Below are 20,918 nucleotides of genomic sequence, written 5' to 3'. Positions count from 1 at the left end.
GAACTGTGGATCGATGTGGTCCCAGTTCCCTCAGATCACCGACCTCTCCGAAACGGAGGCGGACCTGATCGAGGCGTTCGTGCCCGTCGCGGTCGACGAGGCCGGAGGGTTCGCTGAATTCCGGGAGACGGCGACGAAGACCAACTCGCTGGTCGACCGCCTGCGCGCGCTGACGCTCCCCCGGGTCGCCGATGTCGAGGAGGGGCTGGCGAGCTATCGCGAGACGATGGCCCGCGCGGAGGAACTGGAGGCGAAGATCGAACGCACCGACGACCTGATCGACGAGATCGTCTACGAACTGTACGGGCTGACCGACGAGGAGATCGCGATCGTCGAGGAGGCTGTGGGGGAGGAGGATCCGGTGTGACCGGCGGGGACGGTGTGCGCTGAACGCCTTCGGCGCGCTCGCTAACTGAAGCCACTACCGCACTCGACGGCAAGCGCTGAACGCCCTCGCCCCGCTCGCGGTCGCCGAGCGACTGAAGTGAACGCGAGCGTGCCTCGCCCGTTCAGTCCGCCAGGAACCGCACCCGCCCCGCACAGCACCGCAGACGGCCACGAACCTCCCCAGCCGATTGCGCTCCGCGCGCCTGCGGCGTGCGGTGCTCATCCCTCGCACGGCTACGTCGCGCGCATGAAAGCGCGCGACAGCGCGCGCCGACGTGGAGGGATCGTCGGATCTCCGCCGCCAGACCTAACTCGTCGCTGTCCAATCCACGGGTGATGCCAGAGGGTGCGCGACTGACGACGGTCGAGGCGGTGCGCGAGGAGGGTTCGTTCCTGTTCACGGCGACCAACTCCTTCGACATGGACGAGGAGATAATCGTGGTGCCCTGCGACGACGAGGTGGCGGCCGACGGCGGCGCGCCGGTCGACGACGAGGGCGGCGTCGCGGCGTGGATCAACCGCTGCACGCACGAGGCCCAGCGCTTCGACACCGGCCGCGGCGTCCCCATGCGCGACGGCGAGATCGTCTGCCCCAAACACGGGTCGATGTTCGACGCCTGCTCGGGCGACTGCGACAACGGGGAAGCGGAGGGGACGACACTCCCGGATGTGGAGGTGACCGTCGCGGACGGCGAGATTTTCCTCGGGGACGACGAGTACACGTTCGAACACGAGGGCGGCATCGACGACGGCGAGGGCGGGCCGAGTTCGACCAGTCACGTCGGGTTTTGAGGTGCGGTCGAGGACACTCACCGGACGCGAGCGAGTGAAACGAGCGAGTCGTCCGGCTTTTTTGGGCCAGATTTTTGGCCGAGTGGTTCCCGCAGGTCGCCTCCGGCGACCGAGGAAACCCGAGGCGAAAAAGGTGGTTCCTGACGCGTGTTCGGGCGAGTGCGACAACGGCGAAGCCGCCGGAACGACGCTACCCGACGTGGAGGTGGCCGTCGACGACGGCGACGTGTTCCTCGTCGACGAGGAGTACGAGTTCGAACACGAGGGGCAGATCGACGAGGGCGAGGGCGGGCCGAGTTCGACGAGTCACGTCGGCTTCTGAAGTGCGGCCGATGGTTCACGAGGTGCGGTCGAGGACAGCCACCGGGCGCGAGTGGGGCGGGTGACCCGTAGAAACGTGTGTGTTAGTCGCTCTCGGCCGGTTCGTCGGCGGGACTGGCGCTCTCGACGAGGTCGCGGTCGCCCTCCTCGGACCCGTCGTCGGGGTCGTCGTCCTCGCCGGGGTCGACCTCGGGCAGCTGGGCGATCCAGTCGCGGATCTGGCTGGCGCTGACGCCCTGGATCTCCGTGGCGAGGCGGTCGGGGTCGACCTCGCGGAGGTCGTTCGGTTCCTCGACCCCGGCCGTCTCCAGCCGTTCGGCGGTCGCCGGGCCGACGCCGTCCAGATCCTCGAGGTCGTCGACGGCCTGGCGGGCCTGGTACTCCTTGTAGTTGCAGATGGGACAGCCCAGTTCCCACGGGTCGTCGCCGCTGTGGACGACGAGTTCGGGCAGGTCGTGCTCCTCGCAGTAGTCGTCGGTGATCTTGATGTCGCCCCGTCGGGGCAGGGGCAGCGAGTAGTCGCAGTCGGGGTAACGGGTACAGCCGACGAGTCGCGAGCCCGAACGCAGCTGCTTGATCGCGAGGTTGCCCTCGTGTTCGTCGCCGCAGTCGGGACAGAGCCCGATGACCTCGTCCTCGGTGTCGTCGGCCTCGTCGGCCTTGCACTGGGGACAGCCGTGGACGAACGTGTCTCGGCCGGCGAGCATCTTCACGTGGTTCAGGCCGTGGTCCTCGCAGGTCTCTTCGAGGACGAGCGGCTCGCCGGTGCTCGGTAGCGGGAGCGTGTAGCGACACTCGGGGAAGCCGTCGCAGCCGACGAAGTACGACCCCTGGCGGCTCTGCCTGACGAGCAGGTCGTGGTCGCTCTCCGGACAGGGGCCGAGGCGGCGGTCGGCCTTCAGCGACTCCTGGAGGTGGTCGCCGATCTCTTCGCGGGAGTCGCGAAGCTCCTCGAACACCCTGTCGAGCATCTCCCTCGACTCCGCGGTCACGTCGTCGAGCGTCGCCTCGCCGTTGGCGATGGCGGACATGTCGGCCTCCAGCTGGGCGGTCATGTCCTCGCTGACGACCAGGTCGGCGAACTCCTCGGCGGCCTCGACGACCGCCTCCGCCAGTGACGTCGGCCGCGGCGGGTCCGACTCGATGTACCCGCGGTCGTAGAGCTTCTCGATGACGTTGTGGCGGGTGGCCTTCGTCCCGATGCCCATGTCCTCCATCTGCTGGATGAGCCGCGACTGGCCGTAGCGACGGGGCGGCTGGGTCTGTTTGGCTTCCAGTTCCACGTCGGTCACGTCGAGGGCGTCGCCCTCCTCGACCGCCGGGAGGAACGACTCGCTGGCCGAGGAGTAGGGGTAGACGTCGTGGTAGCCGGCTTCGAGCAGGCGCTTGCCGGTGGCTTTCAGCTGGCAGTCGCTGGCGGCGGCGACGACGCGCAGATGCTCCCACGTCGCGGCCTCGGCGACCGTCGCGAAAAAGCGGCGGACGACGAGTTCGTACACCTCCCACTCGTCCTCGTCGAGTTCGTCGCGGTCGGGCACCGCGCCGGTGGGGTGGATCGGCGGGTGGTCGGTCGTCTCGTCGTCGCCCTCGGTGGGTTCGATCTCGTCGCGTTCCAGCAGCGACTCGGCGTCGTCGCCGAACTCGTGGGTCATCGTGAACTCGTCGAGCAGCTCCTCGGGATCCAGGTCCTCGGGGTAGACCGTGTTGTCCGTCCGGGGGTAGGTGATGTAGCCCGTCGTGTACAGCTCCTCGGCGATGGACATCGCGCGCTGGGCCGAGTAGCCGAGCGAGCCCGCGGCGGAGATGAAGGCGGTCGTGTTGAACGGCGCGGGCGGGTTGTCCGTGCGGGTGCGCCGGCGGACCGACGTGACCTCGGCGCTCGTGGCCTCGCGCAACCGTTCGTGGGCGTCGTTCGCGTCGTCCTCGTCCCAGATACGCTCGGCCTCGCTGCCGTCGTCGTCGTAGAAGTACTGCGCCTCGAAGGTCTCGCCCTCTTTGGCGAGGTCGGTGAACAGTTCCCAGTAGTCCTCGGGGTCGAACGCCTGGATCTCCCGTTCGCGGTCGACGATGAGTTTCAGCGTCGGCGACTGCACCCGCCCGACGGAGATGAAGTCATGGCCGAGTTGCCGCGCGGAGAGCGAGAGGAACCGGGTGAGCGCGGCGCCCCAGACGAGGTCGATGACCTGGCGAGCCTCCCCCGCGGCGGCCAGGTCGAAGTCGATGTCGTCGGGCTCGTCGAATGCGCTTTTCACCTCGCGCTCGGTGATCGACGAGAAGCGCACCCGCTTGACGGGCGCGTCGGTCTCCTCGCGGATCAGCTCGTAGGCCTCCTTGCCGATGAGTTCCCCCTCGCGGTCGTAGTCGGTCGCGATCGTCGCCTCGTCGGCCTCGCGGGCGAGCTGGCGCAGCGTGCGGACGATGTTCTCCTGAGTGGGCGACTTGACGATGTCGGCGTCGATCAGCTCGACCGGCTCCACGTCGCGCCAGTCGCCGTACTCCTCGGGGAAGTCGACGCCGACGACGTGGCCCGACAGGCCGACGCAGGTCGTCAGCCCCCACTCGTAGACGTTGACGCCGTTGCGCTGGGTCGTCGTCGCCTCGCCGTTGCTCAGGATCTCCGCGATGCGTCGCGCGGCGTTGTTCTTCTCCGTGATTATCAGTTCCACCGGGCGCCACCTCCGGCTCCGCGGGCTGCGATCATGGGCGACGATAGGTGGGTCCTCGCCCTAAAGGTTTCGGGCGAAATCGGGCGACAGCGGGCGTGTGCGTGCGATCGAGCGCCCGCGGCCGAGAGCGCGTGTGTGCGTCTGCGAGCGGGTGCGTCGCGCGTGGGCACGTGCGGAGGACCCACTCTGGTGCCGTGTCAGTCGTCGCCGCGCTCGGGCACCGTGACCGACTCGTACGGTACGTCGGCGGGCGAGTCACGCGCGAACGACACGCTGTCGGCGCCGGTGTCGACCACCCAGGACCAGATGGTCGACCGAGGGTCGTCGCCTGCTTCGTCGAGTCTCCACGCGACGCCCGCCTCGGGGTCGCCGACGAGCGACCGCAGGTCCGCGGGACCGACCGAGCCCTCGCGCTCGGCGGCCCACGCCTCGACGGCGCGATACCGCGAGCAATCGGCGGGTGTCCGGTCGATCGACTGGTGGGCGAGCATCGCGGCCGACTCGAACTGGTTGGTCGCGACGAGGGCTCGGTCGCCGCCCGGCCACCGGGTCTCGACCCCACCGGGACTCGACGACCGCCACGTCGCCGTCTTCGTCCGCCACGAGGAAGTTCACGTTTCGCGCCTGCGGGACCGATTCGAGGTATTCGATCGCCCCAGCGACGGTCTCGCAGGTGTCGAGCACCGTCCGGACGGCCAGGGGCCACATCACGCCCGGCTCGTACTCGCCGGTCGGGACGCCGGCGAAGCCGACGGCGAGTCCCGCCTCGTTGACCCCGTCCAGCCGGCCGGCGAACCCGTGAGCGCAGCCGACGCTCGCCAGTTCGTTGGCCGGCTCCGTCCGGTACAGCTTCGAGTAGCGCCGGAACGAGGGGTAGAAGTCGTGATTGCGGGCGAACAGCGCGCTCCCCGTCCCGGTGTGCTCGCCGGGGACGCCGACGAGCGAACAGCCCGGGTCGGCGTCGGCCGCGAGCGCCACGGCCCTGACCCCCTCGCGCTCGACGTCTGCTTCGTCGGCGACGGCGTCGAGTTCGTCCAGGATTCCGGGCGCGTGCTCGGCGACGAGCGGTTCACACTCCCGAACGTACGCCCTGACCGCGGGCGACGGGTCCAGCGACTCCGGAGCCACGTCCGCCAGCGTCCGGTCGGAGTCGTCCACCTGGCCCGCGAACTGCACACCGAGACTCGCGGGCTCCCCCGTCAGCAGAAATTCGTCCATGCCGACATTTTTATTCGAGCGGATATAACGGCCGGGGATGTCGAGAGCGGGGCGATGGCCGTGCCCGCGAGGCCATGGTGCCGCGTGGTTGCCGCCGCGATGTGACAAGCGGACGACGGTCCGAGAGTGCGCGCTTCGAGCCTTCTCGAGGTCTTTTTGCCCGGATCCACAACGGAATTTGAACAACGCCTATGTGGCCGATCCGCGTCGACACGTCCATGCGTCGAACGGACGGGCCGCTCGCGGGACCGGTCTCGCGAGGGGGCCACGGGCGGTGGTCGGAGTGATAGCCGTGGACGCGTTGCGCCTGACGATGGCCGCGGCGGGGACCGCGCTGCTCGCCACCGCGGCTTCGGTGTACCGGAGCGACGGGACGCGAGCGTTACGGCCGTTCGCTGCGCTCGTCGGCGTCGTCGGGACGCTGGCGGTCGCCGACTCGCTGGCGGCCGGGGACCCGACCGGACTGTCGGTCGTGTGGCTCGTCGCCTATCTCGCTATCCCGGTCGCGTTCGGGTGGTTCGTCGTCGAGTACTACGGTCTCCCGCACCTGGCCTCCCGGGCCCGTCGCGTCGCGTTCGCGACGCCGGTGGCCCTGGGCGTCGCCGGCGGGACGGTGGCCATTCTGGCCCCCTCGACCGCGGGGGCGATGAACGGAGGTGGCATCACGGGGACGCCGCGCTTCCCCGCCGTCGTCGCGCTGGCGACGACCTTCGAGCAGGCCGGCCTCTACTTCGCGAGCGCGGTGATGCTCGGGGGCATCGCGCTGCTGGCGGTGACGGTCGCCCGGTACGAACACCTCGACAGGCGCCTGGCCGTCGCGTTGTCCTTTGTCCCCGCGTGGCCCTGGGTCGGGCACTTCCTCACGCCGGGGATGAGTGGGACGGTCCCCGCGGAGACGCTCGTGGGATTCACCACCGTCGGATACGTTCTCAGCGCCGGTGCCGCCGCCTTCGCGGTGACGCGGGGCGGCCTCGACGACGCAGCCCCTGCCGCGGGGACGCTCGGACCGCGGACGGTGCTCTCGGAACTCGACGAGCCGGTGTTCGTCGTCGACCGCCGGGGACGGGTCGTCCGTGCCAACGAGACGGCGGTCGAGACGTTCGGCGGCGGCTCCGAACCGGTCGGCGCTCGTCTCGCCGCCGTCGTCGGCGTCGACCGCGCGACCCTCGCCGAACCGGGAGCGGTGACCCTCGACGTCGACGGGCGGACTCGACGGTTCGAGGCGACCGTCTCGGCGGTGACCGATCGGTACGGTCGCTCTCCCGGCGAGGCCGTCGTGTTGCGTGACGTGACCGGCGAGCGGGTCCGCGGTCAGCGGCTGAGCGTGCTCAACCGCGTCGTCCGGCACAACCTCCGTAACGAGCTCTCGACGATCATCGGCCGGGCGTCGATCATCGCAGAACGCGACGGCGACCACACCGACATGGCGGAGTCGATCCTCGACACCGCCGACGACCTCGCCGATCTGGGCGACCGCGCTCACGAAGTCGAGGAGATGATGGCACGATCGCTAAACACTGACCCGTCGCTCGCCGTCGGGCCCGTCGCCGAGCGCGTCGTCGACGGCTACTGCGCGACGGACCCGACGGCGACGCTTTCGGTCGACGCCCCGGACTCGCTCACGGTCGCCGCCGACGAGACGCTTCTCTCGCAGGTCCTCGACAACCTCGTCGAGAACGCCGTCGAGCACAACGACGCGCCGACGCCGGTCGTCACCGTGAGTGCACGCGCCGTCCCCAACGAGCGCGCCGTTCGGATCTCCGTGGCGGACAACGGTGCCGGGCTCCCCGACCACGAGCGAGCGGCTATCGAGTCCGGCGAGGAGTCGCCGCTCGAACACGGCAGCGGACTCGGTCTCTGGGCAGTCAACTGGGGCGTGACTCGACTTGGCGGACGCCTCGCGTTCGACGACAGGGACCCGATCGGGACCGTCGTTACGGTCACGCTTCCGGCCGGCGCCGAAGCCGACACGGCTCCGACCGCGAGCGCCCCGGCGGACTGACCTCGGGGCTCGAACCCGCCTCGGTTCAGTCGCTGGCGTTGGGCTCGCCGCTGGGCCGGTCGACCGACGGGATCTGACAGGCCGGTTCGTGACTCGCGCGGACCGCACTCCCGGTCAAGATGAGGACGCTCGCGGCGAAGAAGAGCCCGCCGACCGGCGACGAGGGGTCCATGAAGGCCCAGTAGACGGGCGTGGCGGCCGCGCCGAAGAGGGCGCCGGCCGCGCCGTAGACCGCGGGGGCACAGCAACCGCAGGCGGTCGCGCCGGCGGTCGTGATGGTCCCGACGATCGCCTGCGGGGAGTCGAGGCTCCCGGCGGTCGTGAGCTGTCGCGCGGCCAGCGCGGCGTTACTCGCGACCAGCCCGCCGAGGATGGCCACCAGCAACAGCGACCCCAGCGAGACGTACCCCGACAGGGGGATCGCCGGGAAGTAAAACTCCAGCGCCGGCCAGTACACGAGCGGCGAGGCGACCTGGTAGGGGGTGACGAAGCCCTGGCCCACCATGTCGGCGGTCAGGTCGGGGTTGACCGAGAGCGTCCCCGCCGAAAAGAGGTAGAAGACGCCGAACAGCCCGAAGGTGACGACCGCGACGACCCCGGGGACCCGCGCGGTGAGTACCCCCGGGAACGACGGGCCGGCGTCGCGGTAGAAGACGTAAAGGACGGCGGCGGGCACGGCCGCGGCCAGCAGATAGCCCAGCGGGTTCGTCAGCCCCTCCTGGGGTAGTAGCGTCGGGTAGGCGATCCACGCCGCCAGCAGGAGCCCGAGGCCGACGTATCGGGGGCGCTCGGGCCACTTCCAGCGGACGACGACGAGACTGCCCAGCGCGACGACGATGGCTGAAACGGCGTTTATCGCGGGGAACAGCCGCGTCCAGTCCGGCGTCGCTGCCGGTGCGATCTGGACCTCGACGAGCCCGATCGTCCCCGCGATGACGAGTATCGCGCCGGCCGAGAGCAGGCCCGCGCCGAACCGGTCGCTGCGCTCGCCCTCGCGTACCGTGCGCCAGCCGGCGATCACGGCGGCGATCCCGAGGAGCGTGACCGCGCCGAGGAGCCAGTGGGGCGTCCCGGCGTGGGTCGTCCCCGCGTGGGCGACGACCGCGCCGAGGTCCCCCGACCCGTACCCCCCGACGGCGGCCGCCGCGAGCGCCTGTCCGATAGCCATTATCGATGCTCGGGACCGGACGACAAAGGACGTTCTGATACGCGCGTCGAAAGCGTCGGCCCCCGCGGGCCGAGCGGGACGGACACGTTTACGGTCGGGCGGTCCGGAGCGTGGACAGTGCCGTCGGAGAGCCGCGTCGACATGACGTCCGGGCCGGTGACCCCGCGACTCTTTAGCCTCGCCTGGCCGCTCGTCGCCGGCAACCTCCTCCAGACCGCGTACAATCTCGCGGACATGTTCTGGGTGGGCCGCGTCAGCGCCGAGGCCGTCGCCGCCGTCTCGCTGATGTTCCCGACCGCCTACCTCTTTATCTCCGTCGCGATGGGGCTGACCGCCGCCACCAACGCCGTCGTCTCCCAGCACATCGGCGCCGACGAGGAACGGCGCGCCCAGCGCACCGTCGCCCAGTCGGTCCTGCTGGCCGTCGCCGTCGCCGCGGTGTTGGCCGCCTTCGGCTTCCTCGTCCGCCGCCCGCTGGTCGCCCTGATCGGCGCCGAGGGGAGGGTCTTCGACGCCGCCGTCGCCTACATCGAGTTCGTCTTCCTCGCGATCCCCTTCACCTTCCTCTTTTTCGTCTTCCGCTCGTCGCTGCGGGCCGCCGGCGACACCCGGACGGCGATGTGGCTCGTCGCCGCCAGCGCCGGCCTCAACATCGTCATCGACCCCGTGTTCATCCTCGACTGGGGGCCCTTCCTCGGCCTCGGCGCCCAGGGCGCCGCCATCGCGACGTTCATCTCGCGGGGCGTCGCGGCCGTCATCGGCCTCTACATCCTGGTCGACGGCGGCTGGGGCATCCGCCTGCGCGTCGGCGACCTCTCCCCCGACTGGGGCATCCTCCGCCGACTCGTCGGCGTTGGCTACCCCGCCACGTTCGACGGGCTGACCCGCTCGCTCGCGGCGGTGACCTTCGCCGCGCTCGTGGCCCGCTTCGGCGCGGTCGCGACCGCCGCCTACGGCATCGGCATCCGCCTGATGTCCGTCTCCTGGACCGTTTCGGGCGCCGTCGGGCAGGCCGCGGCGACCGGCGTCGGCCAGAACCTCGGCGCCGACCAGCCCGACCGCGCTACCGACGTGACCTGGAAAGCCACCGCCGGCGCGATGGCCGTCCTCTTCGCCGCCGGTGGCCTCGTCTACGCGTTCCCCGCGATCGCGATGGGCGTGTTCATCGGCGAGCAGGCCGTGATCGACGCCGGCGTCACCCTGTTGCGCATCATCGCTCCGTTCTGGGCCTTCTTCGGTGGCCTGATGGTCGTCCAGGGCGGGTTCCGGGGCGCCGGTCAGACGAGCGTCGCGTTCGTCCTCTCGCTGCTCTCGCGGTGGGTCTTCCGCGTCCCCGTCGCGGTCTATCTGGCCTACGCCGTCGCACTGGACCCCGTCTCGGTCGCGCCCGTCGACGTGAACGGCCTCTGGTGGGCGATGGCCGCCTCCGCCGTCGCCTCGTTCGCCGTCGGCGTCCTCTGGTTCCACCGCGGCGGCTGGCAGGAAGGCGTGCTGGACGACGAGAAACCGACGGCACCCACCGATGGCACGGGCGACACCGTCGACGGCGAGGAATCGGCGATGGACTGAACGCCGGGGCGCGCGCCTCGAACGGCTCGGAGCTTTCCGGCTGTCGGTGGTCGAGTTCGATCAATTCAGTATCGGTCGTCAGGGTCGGTCAAAATCGAACGGGGCGGTTGAAAGTCCCGCCCCACGACTCCACACCGCAACCACGTCCTTCCCCAGCCGACTCTCTCACTCGTTCCACTCGCTCGGTCGTCCCTCGCACGTCTACCGCTCGCGACGAGACGCGAGCCAGCGCGCGCCACCGCGGAACTGGAGCGCATAGAAACGCCCCCAAAATATCGGCCCGGGACTACCGCGCGTACCGGGCTTAGCCGTCCAGTTCTTCCCGCAGCAGCTGGTTCACGTCGCCGGGGTCCGCCGAGCCGCCGGTCTTGCCCATGACCTGCCCGACGAGGAAGTTGATGGCGCCGTCGTCGCCGTCGTGGTAGTCTTCCACGGCGTCGGGGTTCTCCTCGATAGCGTCCGCGACCGCCGCCTGCACTTCGTCGCCGCTGGTCTTGCCCAGGTCCTCCCGGTCGACGATCTCGTCGGGCGCGTCCCCCTCGTCGAGCATGTCTCGGAGGACCGTCTCGCGGGCGTTCTTGGTCGTGATCTCGTCGTCGGCGACGAGTTCGACGAGCCGTTCGATCTCGTCGAACCGGTCCGATACGTCCGTAATCGCCATGTCGCGGTAGTTCAGCTCACCGAGGAGCTCGTCGGCCACCCACGTCGCGGCCAGGCCGGGGTCGAACCGCTCGGCCACGTCCTCGAAGAAGTCGGCGACCTCCTTCGTCGAGGTGAGCTTGTCCGCGGCTTCGTCGTTGAGCCCGTACTCCGCCTGGAAGCGCTCGCGGCGGGCGTCGGGCAGTTCCGGGATATCGAGTTTCGCCTTCCAGTCGCTCACTTGCAGCGGCGGGATGTCGGCCTCGCGGAAGTACCGGTAATCTTTCTCCTCCTCCTTCGAGCGCATCGAGAGGGTGACGCCCTTCGATTCGTCCCAGTGGCGGGTCTCCTGTTCGACGACGCGGCCGCGCTGGATGGCGTTGCGCTGGCGGGTCTCCTCGTAGGCCAGGGCTTTCTCCGCGCCCTTGTGGCTGGAGATGTTCTTGACCTCCGTGCGGTTCGGGTCGGCCTCCTCGAGGACCGACGCGTCGATCTCGTCGGCGTCCACGTCGCTCATGTCGACGATCGAGAGGTTGGCGTCCACACGCAACGAGCCGTCGCGGGTGGCGTCGAAGATGCCCAGGTATTCGAGGACCTCGGTGAGTTTCGCGAGGAACGAGCGCACCTCGCTCGGCGACCGGAAGTCCGGCTTGGTCACGATCTCCATCAGCGGCGTGCCCGCGCGGTTGTAGTCGACGAGCGTGTAGTCGGCGGTGTCGATGGAGCCGCCCTTGTGCTGGAGGCTGCCGGGGTCCTCCTCCAGGTGGGCGCGGCGGATCTCGACCGACCGGCGCTCCCCTTCGACGGAGAATTCGAGTTCCCCTTCGGCACACAGCGGCGCGTCGTACTGGGTGATCTGGAAGTTCTTGGGGAGGTCGGGGTAGTAGTAGTTCTTCCGGTGGAAGGTCGTCTCCTCGGGGATGTCGGCGTCGATGGCCTTGCCGACCTTGACGGCGGCCTCCACCGCTCCTTCGTTGACGACCGGGAGCGCGCCGGGCAGGCCCAGGCAGGTCGGGCAGGTGTGGGTGTTGGGCTCGTCGTCGCCCACGTCGGTCGAGCAGCCACAGAAGATCTTCGTGTCCGTCTCCAGCTGGACGTGGACCTCCAGTCCGATGACGGTCGCGAGGTCCCCCGTCTCGACGGCTTGTGCGGTCATTACCCGCGGTTCGGTACCGCGGGGCTAAAGGCTAACGACCAGCGCTCGCGCTCGCCCTGCGGCCGACCGCGCCACCCCGAGCGCGCCACTGACCGCTATATAGCGCTCCGGAGCCCGAGATTCAACGTTGGTACTTCGACCCGAAGCTTGATTGCACCCGTTCGGGGAGACGGTCGTATGAACGACGGAGACGACGCCGGCGGTCGCGACGGGCCGTCGCGCCGCCGGTCGACGAGGAGTCGCCGCGACGTGTTACACCGGGCGGCCGTCGGGGCGCTGGGCGTCGGCGCCGGAGGCCTCGCCGGCGGTACCGTCGGAGCGAGCCCGGCGGACGTGACCCTCTCGTTCGAGGACCAGACGACCGACGGCCGGGGGGTCGTGATCGCCGAACTGACCGCCCCGAGAGACGTCACGATCACCGTCGCGACCGACGGCCACGAGACGATCTATGCCCGGCGGGAGCTCCCGGCCGGCAGCTACACCGACCACGCGGTCACGTTCGACACGCTCCTGACCGAGGACCTGCTCCTCGAAGTCAGCGTCTACCCCGGCGACGGGGAGGCGCTGGCGATGGACAAGGCCGAGATCACCGTCGCCGACGACGTGACCTTCGTCGACGGGCTCCCCGTCACGCGCGTCGACGCCGACCCCGACGCCGGCTTCAACTACCCGTACTTCCTCTCCGCGCCGCAGTCGACCGAACGCGAGGCCGGCGGGCCGGTTCTCGTCGAGCCGAACAACACCGGCACGTCGAGCGACGACCTCGCGATACACGTCGACCGCGCCCGGAAGCTCGCCGAGGGCGAGTGGAACGGCGGCAGCGGCCGGGAGCTGAGCGAGCGACTGGCCGTTCCCTTCCTCGTCCCGGCGTTCCCGCGCCCGGAGTCCGACCCCGTCGACTGGCGCCACTACGTCCACCAGCTCGACACGGAGACGATGCGCATCGACGACGGCCCGCTCGAGCGCGTCGACCGCCAGCTCGTCAACATGATCGAACACGCACGCGAGCGGCTCCGCGAGGAGTCCTACCCCGTCGCCGACGACGGAATGCTGCTCAACGGCTTCTCCGCCTCGGGCAACTTCGTCAACCGCTTCGCCGCGCTCCAGCCCGAGGAAGTGGTCTCCGTCACCGCCGGCGGTATCAACGGCATGGCCGTCCTCCCCCTCTCCGAGGCGAAGGGCCACACGCTGAACTACCAGATCGGCGTCGCCGACGTCGAGGACCTCACCGGCGCCCCCTTCGATCTCGACGCCTTCCGCGAGGTGAACCAGTTCCTCTACATGGGCGCGCTCGACACCAACGACACCCTCCCGTACGACGACGCCTGGAGCGAGACCCAGCAAGCGGTCGCTCTGGACGTGTACGGGCCGAACATGCAACGGGACCGGCTCCCGTTCTGCGAGTCGGTCTACGAAGACCGGGACGTGTCGGCCGCGTTCAAGATCTACGAGGGCGAGGGCCACACGCCGACCCCGGCGATCGACGACATGGTCGAATTCCACCGCGCGAGCATTGCCGGCGAGCCGATCGACGGCTTCGGCGGCAACGTCGGCGAGAGCGACGGCGGCGAGGGCGCCCCGCCCGAACCCGTCGTCGAGTACAGCCCCACAGAGCCCGCGGCCGGCGACCTCGTCGAGTTCGACGCGAGCGACTCGAGCGCACCGCTGGGCGATATCGTCGCCTACACCTGGGCGTTCGGCGACGGCGAGACGGCCGCCGAACCGCGACCGTCCCACACCTACGCCGAACGGGGCGGGTACACCGTCACCCTGACCGCGATCGACGGGGATGGCCGGACGGGCACGGCGACGACCGAAGTACAGGTGCGGCCGAGCGTGGACGCGACCGAGGCCACCGCCGCCAGCCCGACGCGCGACGCCAGCGGGACCGAGACCGCGACGGCGAGGTCGACCGACGGATCGGCCACCGACCGGCCGACGGCGTCCGCCGCGGACGGCCCGGGCCTGGGTATCGTCGCGGCGCTGGGCGGACTGGGCGGACTGGGCGGGCTCGGTGCGTTCCGTCGCCGTGGCGGTGGGGAGTGAGCCAGACGCCCGTTCGCAGTGGGACGGTTCGGCGCGTCAGTCCCGATCGAGTCGTCGCGCGGCCAACCCGACCGGTGCGAGCGCCGCGAGGCCGAGCAGGATGCGCCCGTCCGATTCCGTCGGCGAGCGGTCCGGCAGGTCCGCCGCTCCCGTCCGGTCCGGAGGCGCGACCTCCGCGGCCGCTTCCGTTTCGGAGTCCCCGGATATCTCGACCCCGGCTTCGAAACCGGTGTCGCCCACTCTCGCCGAGACGAAGACGCTCTGGGTGAACGCCGTCGCGTTCTCGGGCAGCGTCGGTCGCTTACCGACGGCGGTGTGATACGTGGTCGTTCCGTTATCCGCTGTCCGGTAGACGTAAAACGTCTGTCCCGGCCCGACACGCTCGTCGAAGGTCACCGAGCCGAGATTCTGCAACTCGTCGGACGTGTTGACGTGCAGGGTCGTCCCGGGGTCCAGTGCGGGTCCGTCGGTGAGGTCCACTGCGAGCAGTTTGTCGGCCGCTTCGGCGCTCGCCTCGGCACGCGATGACTCGGAGAGCCAGGACGGTTCGGTTACGAACCCATCGGAGCGCCGTTCGGTCTCGACGGTGAACGTCCGAGTCTCCGTCTCGCCGTCCTGCTCGACGGTGAACGTGAACGAGCCGTTGGTGATCAGCCCCTGGCCGTTCACGTCGATCGAACCGTCGATAGATCGGATCGTCTCGATCTCCCAGTGGGCCGTCTCGTCACCGACCGACGCGGCGCTTAGCACCACCCGCTTGCCGCCGTCCGTCTCCCGGACGCCGAGCGGTTCCCACTCGGCTGCGTCGATGTACGAGGAGACGACGCGACGTGGGCGATCGACTACCGACTCACCCAACATTCTCGCTCCGGTCGGCCCGGTCCCGTATATCGTGACCGTGGCGCCGGAGCCGGAGTGGGCCAGGAATCCCAACCCTTCGTCGGTGCGGTACACGGTTATCGGCGTCCCCGTGTCGCGGCCGAAGTGCATGTGCGTCGCCCAGCTGTCGTTCTCGGTTCGCGTCGTGAGGTGACTCGCGCTCGAATTTCTCACTTCGGCGTCGACGACGTACGAGATCTCGTCGAGCCTGTTCCGGTAAGCGATCCCGACGTCGTCGGTGTGGACGTTCTCCGTGTACACGCCGGGAGGCAGGTCCATGGTCGAGAGCGGTTCGAGCCCCGGCGGCGGCGTCGGTGTCGGTGTTGCCGTGGGCGTCGAGGTGGGCGTCGCGGTTGGGGTAGGGGTCTGTGTGGCCGTCGGCGTCGCGGTCGCCGTGGCGGTCGCCGTCGGCGTAGCCGATGCGGTCGGTGTCGCCGTAGCCGTCGGGTTTGGTGTCCCCGTCACCGTGGTGGTCGACCCTGCGGTGGCCGTCGTCATCCCATCCTCGACCGTCTGGGTCCGAGCGGCGGTGTCTCCATCGGGCTGTGCCTCGGTATCCGTCGCGGCGTCGGTCGCTCCCGGCGTCGAAGGACTCGCAGTCCCCGACCCGCCGAAGGCGTTGCATCCCGACAGGAGGACCAGTGCCACGACAGCCAGGGCGGCTATTTTCCGGGCTATAATGTCGATTCAAAACACTGTTTGAAAATTCTTTACATCCAGTTGCAGGTCGGCTCGGGTTCCGTGTCGTGACCCATCCGGGTCGATACCGTCACCGAACGGCGGTCTCCGGTACGAGCAGCTTCCGATCCGTACGCGTCGCTCGGGCGCTCGTCGGATGGAGAGCGGACCGACGACCGAGGTTTCGTGTCGAGGTCGGGAACGGACGCGACCCGTCGACCGGTCCGCGACGGAGCGGCCGTCCGCTGGCCGGTCCGGGGCGGCGACGCAACCGCCACGGGTAGGCCGTACCTATCACGCTCGGTGCGAATGTCTGACGTAGGTTTATCACGGGGGAAACCACTCGTAGTGATATGTGCGGTAACCGAGTCGAGGAGCTCGAATCACGCGTCAAGGAACTCGAGGCGTCCGTCGAGGGGCTGACGGACGAACTCGTCGAGTGCAAGGTCCGCCTTCGGGAGCTGGAGAACGCGGTCGACGAGGACATCGGGTTCACTCCCGACGAGCCCGCCGAATCGTCGGAATCTCCAGACGAAGCCGAGGCCGATAGGACTAACACCGAGGATAACGACGAAGCGGATAGCACGGAGAGCGGCCCCGGCGACATCATCATCGCCTAGGCCCGCTCCATCGCGAGCACCATGCACATCAAAGAGCTCGTACTCGACAACTTCAAGAGTTTCGGCCGGAAGACTCGCATCCCCTTCTACGAGGATTTCACCACCGTCAGCGGCCCCAACGGCTCCGGTAAGTCCAACATAATCGACGCCGTCCTCTTCGCGCTGGGGCTGGCGCGCACGTCCGGCATCCGCGCCGAGAAACTGACGGACCTCATCTACAACCCCGGTCACGCCGACGACGACGCCGACACCGGCGGCGAACGCGAAGCCAGCGTCGAGGTCATCCTCGACAACGGAGACGGCACGCTCTCGCGGTCGCAGGTCGTCACCGCCGCCGGCACCGAGAACGTCGGCGATGTCGACGAGATCTCCATCCGACGCCGCGTCAAGGAGACCGACGACAACTACTATTCGTACTACTACATCAACGGTCGCTCGGTCAACCTCTCGGACATCCGCGACCTGCTCGCCCAGGCGGGCGTCACGCCCGAGGGCTACAACGTCGTCATGCAGGGCGACGTGACCGAGATCATCAACATGACCCCCGGCGCCCGCCGCGAAATCATCGACGAGATCGCCGGCGTCGCCGAGTTCGACCAGAAGAAAGAATCGGCCTTCGAGGAACTCGACGTGGTCGAGGAGCGCATCGAGGAGGCGCAACTCCGCATCGAGGAGAAGGAGACCCGCCTCGACCAGCTCTCGGAGGAACGGGAGACCGCCCTGGAGTACCAAGACCTGCGCGAGGAGAAAGGCGAGTACGAGAGCTACCGCAAGGCCGCCGAGCTGGAAGACAAGCGCGAGGAACTCGCCGCGGCCACCGACGCCGTCGCGGAACTCGAAGCCGAACTCGAGGATCTCCAACTGGAACTCGACGAACGGCAGGGCCGTGTGGTGCGGCTGGACGAGGAACTCGACGAGCTCAACGCCGAGATCGAGCGCAAAGGCGAGGACGAACAGCTCGCGATCAAACGCGAGATGGAGGAGGTCAAAGGCGACATCTCCCGCCTGGAGGACAAGATCGCGTCGGCCGAGGAGACCATCGACGACGCCGAGAACGAGCGCCGCCAGGCGTTCGTCGAGATCGACCGCAAGCAGGAGACCATCGACGACCTGGAATCGGACATCCGAGAGACCAAGGTCTCGAAATCCTCGCTGAAGGCCGACGTACAGGAGAAGGAGTCCGAACTCGAAGAGGTACAGGCCCGTATCGACGAGGTCGGCGAGGAGTTCGAGGAGGTCAAAGACGAACTCGAAGAGAAACGCGAGGCCCTGGAGGCGCTGAAATCGGAGAAGAACGACCTCCAGCGCGAGCAGGACCGCCTGCTCGACGAGGCTCGGCGGCGCTCGAACGAGCAACGGGAGACCGAGTCCGAAATCGGGGACCTCGAAGAGCGGATCCCCGAGATCGAGGCCGAAATCGACGACCTGGAGGGCGAACTGGACAAGGCCCGGAAGAATCAGTCGACCATCGCCGAGGTGGTCTCGGACCTCAAAGAGGAGCGCCGGGCGCTGCAGGACGACCTGGACGACATCGAGGACGAACTCACGGCCAAACAGCAGGAGTACGCCGAACTCGAAGCGAAGGCCGGCCAGGACGGCGACTCCTCGTACGGACGCGCGGTGACGACCATCCTGAACGGCGGCATCGACGGCGTCCACGGGACGGTCGGACAGCTCGGCGGCGTCGACCCCGAGTACGCGGTGGCCTGCGAGACAGCCGCCGGGGGCCGCCTGGCCCACGTCGTCGTCGACGACGACGGGATCGGCCAGCGGTGTATCGACTACCTGAAATCGCGGGGTGCGGGTCGGGCGACGTTCCTGCCGATCACGCAGATGCAGAACCGCTCGCTCCCGAGCCAGCCGAGCCACGACGGCGTCGTCGACTTCGCGGCCAACCTCGTCGACTTCGACCGCGACTACGCGGGCGTGTTCTCGTACGTCCTCGGCGACACGCTCGTCGTCGACGACATGGACACCGCTCGCGACCTGATGGGCGACTTCCGGATGGTCACGCTCGAAGGCGACCTGGTCGAGAAGTCCGGCGCCATGACCGGTGGCTCCTCGAAGGGCACTCGCTACTCCTTCTCGGGCGGCCAGGGGCAGCTCGAACGGATCGCCGCGAACATCAACGACCTGGAGGACGAGCGCCAGTCCGTTCGCGAGGACCTGCGTGACGTGGAAGGCCGCCTCGACGACGCCCGCGACAAGGAGAGCGAGGCCGCCGAGCAGGTCCGCGACATCGAGACGGACATCGAACGGCGCGAGACCGAGCGCGCGGAGGTCCGCGAGAAGATCTCCGACCTCGAGGAGCGCCTCGAGGAGATCGAGGGCGAGCGCGACGAAGTCTCGCAAGACATGGACGACATCGAGGCCGACATCGAGGCGAAGACGGCCGAGATCGACGACCTGGAGTCCGAGATCGACGACCTGGAGAGCGAGGTCGCGGACTCGGAGCTGCCGGATCTCACGAGTCGCGCCGACGAGATCACCGCCGCGATCGACGACCTGGAGGCCCAGATAGACGACCTGGACGGCGAGCTGAACGAGCTCCAGCTGGAGAAGGAGTACGCCGAGGACGCCATCGACGACCTCCAGGAGAAGATCGAGAGCGCGCAGAACCGCAAGGCGAAACACCAGGAGCGCATCGAGGGCTTCGAGAGCGAGATCGCCGAGAAGGAAGCGGTGCTGGCGGAGAAAGAGGAAGCCGTCGCCGAACTCGAATCGGAGCTGGCCGATCTGAAAGACGAGCGCGACGACCTCAAGGGAGACCTCAAGGAAGCGCGCGCCGAGCGCGACGAAAAGAAAGAAGCGGTCGGCGCGGTCGAGAGCGACCTCGACGAACGGCGCGACGAGGCCGACCGGTTAGAATGGGAGGTCGACGAGCTCGAAGCCGCGGTCGGCGACTACGACCCCGAAGAGATCCCCGACCACGACGAGGTCGAGTCGGAGATCGCCCGCCTGGAGGGTGAGATGGAGGCGCTCGAACCTGTCAACATGCTCGCGATCGAGGAGTACGACCGCGTCGAGGACGAACTCGACGATCTGCAGGACAAGAAAGGGACCCTCGTCGAGGAGGCGGAGGGTATCCGCGACCGGATCGACCGCTACGAGCAGAACAAGAAAGAGACGTTCATGGAGGCGTACGACGCCATCGACGAGCAGTTCCGGGACATCTTCGAGCGCCTCTCCAACGGGAGCGGCCAGCTCCACCTGGAGGACGACGAGGACCCCTTCGAGGGCGGCCTGACGATGAAGGCCCAGCCGGCGGACAAGCCGATCCAGCGGCTGGCGGCGATGTCCGGCGGCGAGAAGTCCCTGACCGCGCTGGCCTTTATTTTCGCCATCCAGCGCCACAACCCCGCGCCGTTCTACGCGCTCGACGAGGTCGACGCCTTCCTCGACGCCAAGAACGCCGACCTGGTCGGCGAGATGGTCGACGAACTCGCGGGGAAGGCGCAGTTCGTCGTCGTCTCCCACCGCTCGGCGATGCTCGAACGCTCCGAGCGGGCCATCGGCGTGACGATGCAGGGCGACAACATCTCCGCGGTGACGGGCATCGACCTGAGTTCGGAGGGGGTGCCCGCGGATGACTAGCGAGTCGCGAAGCGACTCGAAAAAGTCGAGCGGGGAGGAGGGCGAGGCGCGAAGCGCCTCGGAGACGCGAGCGGGGAGCGAAGCGACCCGCGAGCGAAGCGACGACCCGCGAGACGGCGACGACGACATCCCCCTGAACATCGCCGGTCACGAGGATCGGACGCCGCCTGGCGAGGATGCCGAGGACCTGTTCGGCGACAGCGAAACCGGAGAGGAGCCGGGTGACGCGGACGCCAGCGAGTTCGTCACCGGTGACCCATCCGTCGACGGTCAGCCCGACCCGACGGTCGACGCCGAGGCGGATGCGGCCGCTTCGACCGCCGAGAGCGCCGACGAGGACGACGAGGAACCGGTCGAGGTCCTCGTCAACCTCGCGGAGGACGGCGAGATCGACCCGTGGGACATCGACATCGTCGCCGTGACGGACAAGTTCCTCGATCGCCTCGACGAGGGTGACCTCCGGACCTCGGGTCGAGCGCTCTTCTACGCGAGCGTCCTCCTGCGGATGAAGAGCGACGCGATGCTCGACGACGGGAGCGACGAGGAGGAAGAACCGTGGGAGGAGCCCTGGGAACAGGGCGGCGAGATGGCCGACGACGGCTTCGAGGGGCCCGATCCCTTCGCCGCGCTGGAGTCGGAGATGGACCGCCGGCTCGAACGGCGACGCGCCCGCGGGATGCCCCAGACGCTGGACGAACTCGTCCGCGATCTGCGGGAGGCCGAGCGGGACAACTGGTGGAAAGAGTCCCGGGAGTACGACACCAGCGACTCGCCGGGCGGCTTCGACCGGGGCACGCAGGAACTCGACTACCGCAGCGGCGACGACTTCCGGATGGACGAGGAGCCCAGCGCCGCCGACGTGACCGACACCGCCCACGAGGAACACGTCGACGAGATCATCGACGACGTCCACGACGCGCTACGCGAGCAGTACGACAAAGGCCGCGACGAAGTGCTCTACCGCGAGATATCCGACACCGGCGGCTCGCGCGTGCTCACGTTCCTCGGTCTGCTCTTTCTGGCCCACCGCGGCCACGTCCGGCTCACCCAAGACGAGATGTTCGGCGACCTGTGGGTCCAAGACCCCAACGCGGCGACGGGCTCCGAAGAAGCCGTCGCCGACTGATCGGCTCCTCGCGTTCGGCTCGCCGCCACGAATACGTGTCCGAGGCGCGGATACGTG

At 68.8% G+C, this 20,918-nt stretch carries 14 protein-coding genes and 2 pseudogenes; 10 read left to right on the top strand and 6 right to left on the bottom strand.

Annotation, left to right across the window (positions count from 1 at the left end):
- Nucleotides 1–31: 31 nt before the first annotated feature.
- The 3 genes and pseudogenes from I7X12_RS05225 to I7X12_RS05215 all read left to right on the top strand — a co-directional run.
- Nucleotides 32–367, top strand: a pseudogene (locus I7X12_RS05225) (restriction endonuclease); the annotation flags it as partial.
- A 356-nt stretch (nucleotides 368–723) separates the two neighbouring features.
- Complete coding sequence (locus tag I7X12_RS05220) at nucleotides 724–1,179, top strand: Rieske (2Fe-2S) protein (RefSeq protein ID WP_198062806.1); 456 nt, start codon at nucleotides 724–726, stop codon at nucleotides 1,177–1,179.
- A 133-nt stretch (nucleotides 1,180–1,312) separates the two neighbouring features.
- Nucleotides 1,313–1,501, top strand: a complete 189-nt coding sequence (locus I7X12_RS05215; RefSeq protein WP_198062805.1) for a Rieske (2Fe-2S) domain-containing protein — start codon at nucleotides 1,313–1,315, stop codon at nucleotides 1,499–1,501.
- An 82-nt stretch (nucleotides 1,502–1,583) separates the two neighbouring features.
- On the opposite strand, the gene I7X12_RS05210 is transcribed toward I7X12_RS05215, so the two are convergent.
- The 3 genes and pseudogenes from I7X12_RS05210 to I7X12_RS20850 form a co-directional block, all read right to left on the bottom strand.
- Nucleotides 1,584–4,166: a DNA topoisomerase I gene (locus I7X12_RS05210; protein ID WP_198062804.1), complete on the bottom strand. Its 2,583-nt coding sequence runs from the start codon at nucleotides 4,164–4,166 to the stop codon at nucleotides 1,584–1,586.
- Between the two features lie 197 nt (nucleotides 4,167–4,363).
- On the bottom strand, nucleotides 4,364–4,657 hold the full coding sequence (locus I7X12_RS20560; protein WP_232343054.1) for a hypothetical protein: 294 nt from the start codon (nucleotides 4,655–4,657) through the stop codon (nucleotides 4,364–4,366).
- A 121-nt stretch (nucleotides 4,658–4,778) separates the two neighbouring features.
- A pseudogene (locus tag I7X12_RS20850) lies at nucleotides 4,779–5,384 on the bottom strand (C45 family autoproteolytic acyltransferase/hydolase); the annotation flags it as partial.
- A gap of 292 nt (nucleotides 5,385–5,676) precedes the next feature.
- On the opposite strand from I7X12_RS20850, the gene I7X12_RS05200 reads away from it, so the two are divergent.
- Complete coding sequence (locus tag I7X12_RS05200; RefSeq protein ID WP_198062802.1) at nucleotides 5,677–7,386, top strand: sensor histidine kinase; 1,710 nt, start codon at nucleotides 5,677–5,679, stop codon at nucleotides 7,384–7,386.
- Between the two features lie 25 nt (nucleotides 7,387–7,411).
- On the opposite strand, the gene I7X12_RS05195 is transcribed toward I7X12_RS05200, so the two are convergent.
- Complete coding sequence (locus I7X12_RS05195) at nucleotides 7,412–8,554, bottom strand: hypothetical protein (RefSeq protein WP_198062801.1); 1,143 nt, start codon at nucleotides 8,552–8,554, stop codon at nucleotides 7,412–7,414.
- Between the two features lie 117 nt (nucleotides 8,555–8,671).
- Between I7X12_RS05195 and I7X12_RS05190 the strand changes: the two genes are divergently transcribed.
- Nucleotides 8,672–10,123, top strand: a complete 1,452-nt coding sequence (locus I7X12_RS05190) for an MATE family efflux transporter (protein ID WP_232343052.1) — start codon at nucleotides 8,672–8,674, stop codon at nucleotides 10,121–10,123.
- Nucleotides 10,124–10,427: 304 nt separating this feature from the next.
- Here I7X12_RS05190 and gatB read toward each other — a convergent pair whose 3' ends face one another.
- Nucleotides 10,428–11,918, bottom strand: a complete 1,491-nt coding sequence (gene gatB / locus I7X12_RS05185) for an Asp-tRNA(Asn)/Glu-tRNA(Gln) amidotransferase subunit GatB (RefSeq protein WP_198062800.1) — start codon at nucleotides 11,916–11,918, stop codon at nucleotides 10,428–10,430.
- 177 nt (nucleotides 11,919–12,095) lie between these two features.
- Between gatB and I7X12_RS05180 the strand changes: the two genes are divergently transcribed.
- Nucleotides 12,096–13,964, top strand: coding sequence for a PKD domain-containing protein (locus tag I7X12_RS05180; RefSeq protein WP_198062799.1), 1,869 nt, complete (start codon nucleotides 12,096–12,098; stop codon nucleotides 13,962–13,964).
- 36 nt (nucleotides 13,965–14,000) lie between these two features.
- On the opposite strand, the gene I7X12_RS05175 is transcribed toward I7X12_RS05180, so the two are convergent.
- On the bottom strand, nucleotides 14,001–15,122 hold the full coding sequence (locus tag I7X12_RS05175) for a hypothetical protein (protein ID WP_198062798.1): 1,122 nt from the start codon (nucleotides 15,120–15,122) through the stop codon (nucleotides 14,001–14,003).
- Here I7X12_RS05175 and I7X12_RS05170 point away from each other — a divergent pair.
- The 4 genes from I7X12_RS05170 (at nucleotide 15,121) to I7X12_RS05155 (ending at nucleotide 20,861) form a co-directional block, all read left to right on the top strand.
- Nucleotides 15,121–15,546: a hypothetical protein gene (locus I7X12_RS05170; RefSeq protein WP_198062797.1), complete on the top strand. Its 426-nt coding sequence runs from the start codon at nucleotides 15,121–15,123 to the stop codon at nucleotides 15,544–15,546. The two genes, I7X12_RS05175 and I7X12_RS05170, sit on opposite strands and share 2 nt — an antisense overlap.
- Before the next feature lie 328 nt (nucleotides 15,547–15,874).
- Complete coding sequence (locus tag I7X12_RS05165; RefSeq protein WP_198062796.1) at nucleotides 15,875–16,141, top strand: DUF7518 family protein; 267 nt, start codon at nucleotides 15,875–15,877, stop codon at nucleotides 16,139–16,141.
- Nucleotides 16,142–16,162: 21 nt separating this feature from the next.
- Nucleotides 16,163–19,735 (top strand): chromosome segregation protein SMC, encoded by a 3,573-nt coding sequence (gene smc, locus I7X12_RS05160; protein WP_198062795.1) that lies wholly within the window; start codon nucleotides 16,163–16,165, stop codon nucleotides 19,733–19,735.
- Nucleotides 19,728–20,861 (top strand): segregation and condensation protein A, encoded by a 1,134-nt coding sequence (locus I7X12_RS05155; RefSeq protein WP_198062794.1) that lies wholly within the window; start codon nucleotides 19,728–19,730, stop codon nucleotides 20,859–20,861. Before smc ends, I7X12_RS05155 begins: the two co-directional genes overlap by 8 nt.
- Nucleotides 20,862–20,918 lie beyond the last annotated feature (57 nt).

It is taken from the genome of Halosimplex litoreum, from assembly GCF_016065055.1.
Lineage (GTDB): Archaea > Halobacteriota > Halobacteria > Halobacteriales > Haloarculaceae > Halosimplex > Halosimplex litoreum.
This window is presented reverse-complemented; position numbering and strand designations above follow the sequence as displayed.